Genomic DNA, 6,773 nt, shown 5'->3' on the forward strand with positions numbered 1-6,773 from the left:
GCGGCGCAGGCGGCCCAGGCTGCGCAGGCGCCCGGGCAGCGGTGACGGGGGGCGCGTCGGGGCCCGGGGGCGGCCGGCGCCCTCCCGTCGGGTGCCACCGGTCTAACCTTGGGCGATGGAAGAGCGATTGGGCACCGTGGTGCTGATGTGCGGTCTCCCGGGGGCGGGCAAGACCACCTACGCGAGGCAGCTGGTGCGGCGCGGCTACGTCCGGCTCTCGATCGACGAGGTGGTCTGGCGGCGGCTCGGGCGGCGTGACGCCGGCCTGGTGTTGGCGGCCGAGGCCTACGACCGGCTGAAGGAGGAGGTCCGCCGCGAGCAGCGGCGGGAACTGGTCGAACTGATGCTGGCCGGGCGCGATGTGGTGGTGGACTACAGCTTCTGGAGCCGCGCCGCCCGTGATGACTACAAGGCGCTGGTCGAGAGCCACGGCTGCCGCTGGGAACTGGTCCATCTCAAGGCCGACCGGGCGACGCTGGAGCGCCGTCTCGGACGGCGCAGCGACGAGGACGGCGCCGACTGCGTCACCGTGGACCGCGCGCTCCTGGACCGCTACCTGGCCCAGTTCGAGGCGCCGGAGGGAGAGGGCGAGCAGGTCGTCGTGCAGCCCTCGGCCTGAGACCCTGCGCCCCGTCCCGGCCGCCGGTTCCGCTGCCCCAGCCAGGGAGCGGCGATCCCTGGTTCGACGGGTCTCTGCCGCCACCGCCCGGGCCCGGGCAGGGTGGTGGACATCGCAGAGGTCAACTCCCGGAAGGGGACGAAGACATGGCGAGGAGACGTCGGCGGGCGTGGGCGCGGCGGACGTCAGGCGCGGCGGACGTCAGGCGCTCGGCGCGGGCGCCGTCGGCGCCCGGGTGCGGGTGCCGGGAGCGGCCCTCGGTGTCGTGGCAGTCGGCGGTGGCGCTTCCATGCGGCCAGGGGGTGGCGGCGATCGCGGCACGGAAGGCCCTGGAGCGCTCGTCGATCATGCGCAGCAAGTCGGGGAACTGGGGAGTCTTGCGCACGCCGGGCCGTCCGCCACCGTGCCGCGGTGGCGGACCGGCGATGTCGTCGGCCGCCCCCGCCCCGGCCCTCCCCGTTCTCGGGGAGGGCCGGGCCGGGCCTCAGTTGGCCGGGGCCTGAGCCGGGGCCGGGGCCGGTTTCGGCGCCGGTGCGTAGCCGGCCGGGCGGGTGGTGAAGGTGCCGCGGCCCTGGGTGCGGCCGCGCAGGCGGGCCGCGTAGCCGAAGAGTTCGGCCAGGGGCACCAGTGCGCTCACCTCGGCCGTGGCGGCCCCGGCGCCGCCGGGTCCGGTCGCCGTGCCCTGGACGGTGGCGCGGCGGGCGGCGAGGTCGCCCAGGACGGTGCCCAGCGCGTCCTGGGGCACGGTGACGGTCACCTGTGCGAGCGGTTCCAGCAGGTGGAGCCGGGCCGCGCGCAGTGCCTGGCGCAGGCCCAGGCGGGCGGCGGTGCGGAAGGCGAGGTCGGAGGAGTCCTTGGGGTGGGTGAGGCCGTCGGTGAGGGTGACGCTGACGCCGGTGACCGGGTGGCCGCCGAGCGGGCCCTCGGTGAGGGCGTCGCGGCAGCCGGCCTCCACGGCCTGGACGTATTCGCGCGGTACCCGTCCGCCGGTGACGGTGGAGGTGAACGCGAAGCCGTCGGGGGCGGGTGCCAGGTCGAGGACGATGTGGGCGAACTGGCCCGCGCCGCCGTCCTGTTTGGCGTGCCGGTAGGTGAAGCCGGTGACGCCTTCGACGAGGGCTTCGCGCAGTGCGACCCGGGGGCGGCCGACGGCGGCGGCCACCCCGGCGTCTCGGCGCACCTTCTCGACCGCGACCTCCAGGTGGAGTTCGCCGAGGCCGGACAGGGTGCGCTGGCCGGTTTCGGGGTCGGTGGCCAGGCGCAGGGAGGGGTCCTCCTCGGCGAGTCGGGCCAGGGCGGTGGTGAGTTTGTCGGTGTCCTCGCCGCGGCGGGCTTCGATGGCGACGGTGACGACGGGTTCGGCGCTCACGGGTGCCTCCAGTCGGATCGGGTGGTCGGGGTCGCACAGGGTGGTGCCGACGCGGGTGGTCCTGGGGCCGATGACGGCGACGATGTCGCCGGCCAGGGCGTGGTCGGTCTCGGTGTGGCGGTCGGCCTGGATGCGCAGGATGCGGGCGATGCGTTCGGCGCGGCCGGTGGCGGCGTCCAGGACGGTGTCGCCCTTGTGGAGGGTGCCGGCGTACAGGCGCAGGTAGGTGAGGCGGCCGGTGGGGGCCGCGGTCACCTTGAACGCCAGGGCGGTGAGGGGCTGTTGGGGATCGGCGTGGCGCTGCTCGCTGTGGTCGGCAGCGTGTACGGGCGGGGTGTCCAGGGGTGAGGGCAGGTAGGCGACGGCGGCGTCCAGCAGGGGTTCGATGCCGCGGTTGCGGTAGGCGGAGCCGCCCAGCACCACCACCGCCTCGCCGGTACGGGTGAGTTCGCGCAGGGCGGTGGTGAGGGTGGCGGGGCTGAGGGCGCCGTGGGCGCAGAACTCCTCCAGGGCTTCGGGGTTCAGTTCGGCCACCGCTTCGTCCAGGGCGTGGCGGCGGGCGGCGGCCTGGGCGGTGAGGTGGTCGGGTACCGGGCCTTCGATGAGGGTGCCGTGCTGGTCCCAGGTGAGGGCGCGCCGGTGGACGAGGTCGACGACGCCGGTGAAGGCGTCCTCGGCGCCGATGGGCAGGTGGACGGCGAGCGGGTGGGGGTGCAGGCGTTCGCGGATGGAGGCGACGGCTGCGTCGAGGTCGGCGCCGGCGCGGTCGAGCTTGTTGACGAAGGCGATGCGGGGCACGCCGTGGCGCTGGGCCTGGCGCCACACCGACTCGCTCTGCGGCTCGACGCCGGCGACGGCGTCGAACACGGCGACGGCGCCGTCCAGGACGCGCAGGGAGCGTTCGACCTCGTCGGCGAAGTCGACGTGGCCGGGGGTGTCGATGAGGTTGATCCGGTGTCCGGCCCAGGCGCAGCTGACGGCGGCGGCGAAGATGGTGATGCCGCGGTCGCGTTCCTGGGGGTCGAAGTCGGTGACGGTGGTGCCGTCGTGGACTTCGCCGCGCTTGTGGGTGGTGCCGGTGAGGTAGAGGATCCGTTCGGTGACGGTGGTCTTGCCGGCGTCGACGTGGGCGAGGATGCCGAGGTTGCGGACGGCGGCGATGTCGGCGGTGACGGTGCTGGTGGTGGTGGTGTCGGTGCGCATGGCCCGGGTGCCTCTCGAAGGGGCGGTCGGTACGGGGTGGGCGCGCGATTGACACAGTGCTGCCGGCGGACGATTGCTGACGTTTCGTCAGATCACCGTGCGCGAAAGAGCCCTTGTGGAAGGGCGGGGTTCAGGTGGTGGCGGCACTGCCCCGGTACCGGCCGCGCGGCGGGCACCGGAGGGGCGAGGACACCAGGACCACCTCGTACCGCGAGGCGGGAGAGGGGGCGGCGGCGCTGTGCTTCGGCATGGCCGCTGCGCCCCCTTCTCTCTGTCGTCTGCCCGGTCGGTACGTACGGTCGTCTGGTCGCCCGCACCACGGGGGGTGCGGCCGCGTTGGCGAGTGTAGGGAGGCCGGGCGGTGCGGGGCGAAGGGTTTTACGGCGTGCGGAAGCGCAGCACCGGCTCGCGCCAGCCCTCGTCGCCGCCCCCGTCGCCGCCCGCGCCGGCGTCCAGGGCGGCGCCGATGGCGCGTTCCTCGTAGCCGAAGTGGGATTCCACGATGGCAGCCAGGCCGTCGAGTTCGCGGCCGATGGCCGCCAGGTCGGCGCCGGGCTCCCCTGACTCCCCCGACCCGGACTCCGCGGACTCCCCTGACGCTCCGGGCTCCCCGGGCTCCCCGGGCCACCGTGCGGCGGTCTCGGCGAGTTCGCGGACCCGGGTGAGGATGCCGGTGATGAGCCCGTGGTCCTCGAGGAGTCTGGCGACGGTCGGGGCGAGGTCGGGCCGCTCCCGCACCAGGGCGGTGAACAGGCCTTCGTCCTCGCCCTGGTGATGGTTCGCCAGGGCGGTGCAGAAGGCCAGGCAGTGGGTGAGCAGGGCGTCGTCGGGCCGGGTCCGACGGCCCAGGCCCGCGCGGACGTTGGCCAGGCGGCGGCGCAACTCGTTGTGGGCCTGGGAGAGTTGGAGACTGAGGGCGGCGGTTCGGCCGCTGTCGACGGGGGAGGCCACGGGTGGGCGGTCCCTTTCGGTCGCGCACCTCCATGCCTGGCGCGGTCCGCCACCGGCACGCGATGCTGCCCGTCATCCGATCACGGCACGCGCGGCCCGGGCAAGCCCGTACGGGCCGGTGCGCCCGGTGCGGCCGGTGCCGTGGCGCGGCCGCGGGGCCGTCCGAGCAGGATCCCGGCGGCCACCAGGGCCAGTCCGGCCCCCTGGCGCGCCCCCAGTTGGTCGCCGTCCAGCGCGGTGCCCAGCAGCACCCCGGCCAGCGGGTTGAGCAGCCCCAGCAGGCCGACCGTGCCGGCCGGCAGGTGGCGCAGGCCGGCGAACCAGCAGACGAAGGCGAGGGCGGTGGCCACCAGGGTGACGTAGCCGAAGGCGAGCAGGGTGGGGCCGTGCAGCGGCGGGGGCGCGCCCTCGACGCCGGCGGCCAGGGGCAGCAGGATCAGGCCGCCGGCGGTGAGCTGCCAGGCGGTGGCGGCCAGCGGGTCGGCGCCCTCGCGCCAGCGGGCGGCGAGCACGTAGCCGACGGAGGAGACCAGCATCGCGCCGGCCGAGGCCGCCAGTGCGGTCCAGCCGGGCGCGCCGCCGCTGCCGAGCACGGTGAGCGCCACCCCGGCCAGGCCCGCCACCGCCCCGGCCAGGTGGGCGCGGTGCGGGTGCTGGCCGGCCAGGGCCCAGGCGGTGAGCAGCATGGCCAGCGGGGAGGCGGCCATGACGGTGGCGGCGGTGCTGGTGGGCAGCAGCTGGGAGGCGAGGTAGAGCAGGACGAAGAAGACGGCGGTGTTGAGGAGTCCGAGCAGGGCGCTGCGCCACCACCAGGGGCCGCGGGGGCGGCGGCGGGCGAGGGCGAGGAGCAGCAGTCCGGCGGGCAGGGCGCGCAGGGCGGCGCCCCACAGGGGGTGGTCGGCGGGCAGGTAGGCGTGGGTGACCCAGTAGTTGGTGCCCCAGGCGAGCGGGGCGAGGGCGGTCAGCAGCACCCACCGGGCATTGGCTTCCATGGAAGACAATATAGCTTCCGGGGAAGCTATCTGGGTAGGATGGGGCCATGGAACACCAGGACGATGCGGACCACGTCGCGCTGATCCAGGCCCGGTGGCGCCGCGAGCGCCCCGACCTGGACGTCTCCCCGCTGGCCGTGATCGGGCGCCTGCACCGCCTCGCCGCCCGCCTGACCGCCGAACTCACCCTCGTCTTCGAGCGCTACGGCCTGAGCGAGGGCGAGTTCGACGTGCTCGCCGCCCTGCGCCGGGCCGGCGCCCCCTACGAGCGGGCCCCCGGCGAACTCGCCGCCCACACCATGGTCACCACCGGCGCGATGACCAAGCGCGTCGACCGCCTGGAACGCGCCGGCCTGGTCACCCGCCGCCCCGCCGAGGACGACCGGCGCGGACGCGTGGTCGCCCTCACCGACGCGGGCCTGCGCCTGTTCGACGAGGCGTTCACCGCCCACATCCGCAACGAGCACCGCCTGCTCGCCCACCTGGACCCCGACGAGGCCGCCGCCCTGCAGGCCCTGCTCACCGCCTGGCAGCAGCGCCTGGAGGGCGCCGAAGCGGCGGGCCGCACCGACGGCACGGGCCGCACGGACCGCACGGACTGACGCCGGGCCCGGGCGGCGCCGCTTCCTGCCGCGGGCTCAGGCCACCGACCCGACCGTGCGCGAGCGCGACGGCAAGGGCGGCCCGCGGGCGCCCGCCCGTCCGTCCGGCCCGGCCTGCGCGCCTTCAGGAGCGAGCCCCTCGAGTGGCACGACCCCGACACCCGCCTCACCGCCCTGGTCGGGCACCGGCGGCGCCGCGGACAATGTGACCCATGAGCAGCAGCACCCCTCCCCCGCCCGGCCCCGACCACCCCGACCACCCCGACCGCCCCGACCGCCCCGACCGCCCCGGCGAGCCCGCACCCCCGCCCCCGGGCTGGGAGAACCCGGCGGTACGGGCCGACCGGCGCCTGGTCGAACTGCTCCAGGAACTGCGGGTGCTGCAGACCGGCGTCCAGATCGTCTTCGCCTTCCTCCTCGGCGTCGCCTTCACCCCGCGCTTCGCCGAACTCTCCGACGCCCAGCAGGACATCTACGTCACCACCCTGCTGCTGACCGTCGTCGCCGCCGCCGTCCTGGCCACCCCCGTCGCCCTGCACCGCGGCCTCTACCGCCACCCCGGCAAGGCCCGCATCGTCCACGTCTCCGCCCGCATCGCCCAGTACGGCCTGCTGCTCCTGGCCTGCGCCCTGACCGGCGCCGTCCTGCTCGTCCTCGACGTCATCCTCGGCGCCCCGGTCGCCGTCGCCATCACCGCCGTCATCGCCCTGATCTTCGCCACCCTCTGGTTCCTCCTCCCCTGGGCCCTGCGCCACGCCACCCGCGACCACCCGCGACCACCCCTGACCACCCCTGACCACCCCTGACGGCCCGTGACGGCCCCGCCGCCCCCGCCGGCCCCGCCGGCCGCCCGTCTTGACCTCAAGTCCGGTTGAACCACCAGCCTGAACCGGATGAGCGTCCCATCCGCCCGGACCTACCGCGCCCTGCTCGCCCACCCGCCGCTGCGGCGCCTGCTGCCCGCCCTGGCCGCCTGCGCCCTCGGCGACGGGATGAGCCTGGTCGCCGTGGCCTGGCTGGCCGTGCGGATCGCGCCC

7 protein-coding genes are annotated in these 6,773 nt (G+C 75.7%); 3 read left to right on the forward strand and 4 right to left on the reverse strand.

Going from position 1 to position 6,773, the window contains the following annotated elements; genetic code table 11:
- Positions 1-115 precede the first annotated feature (115 nt).
- Positions 116-619 carry an AAA family ATPase gene (locus tag BG452_RS10400; RefSeq protein ID WP_188303946.1) on the forward strand — a complete coding sequence of 168 codons (504 nt, stop codon included), beginning with the start codon at positions 116-118 and terminating at the stop codon, positions 617-619.
- A gap of 121 nt (positions 620-740) precedes the next feature.
- Here the strand turns inward: BG452_RS10400 and BG452_RS10405 are convergent, their stop codons facing one another.
- From BG452_RS10405 to BG452_RS10420, 4 genes are all read right to left on the reverse strand, one after another.
- On the reverse strand, positions 741-1,004 hold the full coding sequence (locus tag BG452_RS10405; protein ID WP_188303952.1) for a hypothetical protein: 264 nt from the start codon (positions 1,002-1,004) through the stop codon (positions 741-743).
- A 99-nt stretch (positions 1,005-1,103) separates the two neighbouring features.
- Complete coding sequence (gene fusA / locus BG452_RS10410; RefSeq protein ID WP_188303947.1) at positions 1,104-3,191, reverse strand: elongation factor G; 2,088 nt, start codon at positions 3,189-3,191, stop codon at positions 1,104-1,106.
- Between the two features lie 378 nt (positions 3,192-3,569).
- Positions 3,570-4,142 carry a hemerythrin domain-containing protein gene (locus tag BG452_RS10415; protein WP_188303948.1) on the reverse strand — a complete coding sequence of 191 codons (573 nt, stop codon included), beginning with the start codon at positions 4,140-4,142 and terminating at the stop codon, positions 3,570-3,572.
- Between the two features lie 80 nt (positions 4,143-4,222).
- The gene (locus tag BG452_RS10420; protein ID WP_188303949.1) at positions 4,223-5,134 is read right to left on the reverse strand and encodes a DMT family transporter; all 912 of its coding nucleotides are present in this window, start codon (positions 5,132-5,134) and stop codon (positions 4,223-4,225) included.
- Positions 5,135-5,181: 47 nt separating this feature from the next.
- On the opposite strand from BG452_RS10420, the gene BG452_RS10425 reads away from it, so the two are divergent.
- A complete protein-coding gene (locus tag BG452_RS10425; protein WP_188303950.1) occupies positions 5,182-5,736 on the forward strand; it encodes a MarR family winged helix-turn-helix transcriptional regulator in 555 nt (184 codons plus the stop codon).
- Positions 5,737-5,948: 212 nt separating this feature from the next.
- Positions 5,949-6,542 (forward strand): DUF6328 family protein, encoded by a 594-nt coding sequence (locus tag BG452_RS10430; protein ID WP_188303951.1) that lies wholly within the window; start codon positions 5,949-5,951, stop codon positions 6,540-6,542.
- Positions 6,543-6,773: the final 231 nt, after the last annotated feature.

Origin of the sequence: Streptomyces sp. CBMA123, assembly GCF_014596465.1 — a bacterium.
In the GTDB taxonomy this organism is placed as follows: domain Bacteria; phylum Actinomycetota; class Actinomycetes; order Streptomycetales; family Streptomycetaceae; genus Kitasatospora.

Coding starts and splice junctions, on each gene's coding strand:
- fusA (WP_188303947.1), bottom strand. CDS start 3,191: ATGCGCACCGACACCACCACCACCAGCACCGTCACCGCCGACATCGCC.
- BG452_RS10430 (WP_188303951.1), top strand. CDS start 5,949: ATGAGCAGCAGCACCCCTCCCCCGCCCGGCCCCGACCACCCCGACCAC.
- BG452_RS10420 (WP_188303949.1), bottom strand. CDS start 5,134: ATGGAAGCCAATGCCCGGTGGGTGCTGCTGACCGCCCTCGCCCCGCTC.
- BG452_RS10400 (WP_188303946.1), top strand. CDS start 116: ATGGAAGAGCGATTGGGCACCGTGGTGCTGATGTGCGGTCTCCCGGGG.
- BG452_RS10425 (WP_188303950.1), top strand. CDS start 5,182: ATGGAACACCAGGACGATGCGGACCACGTCGCGCTGATCCAGGCCCGG.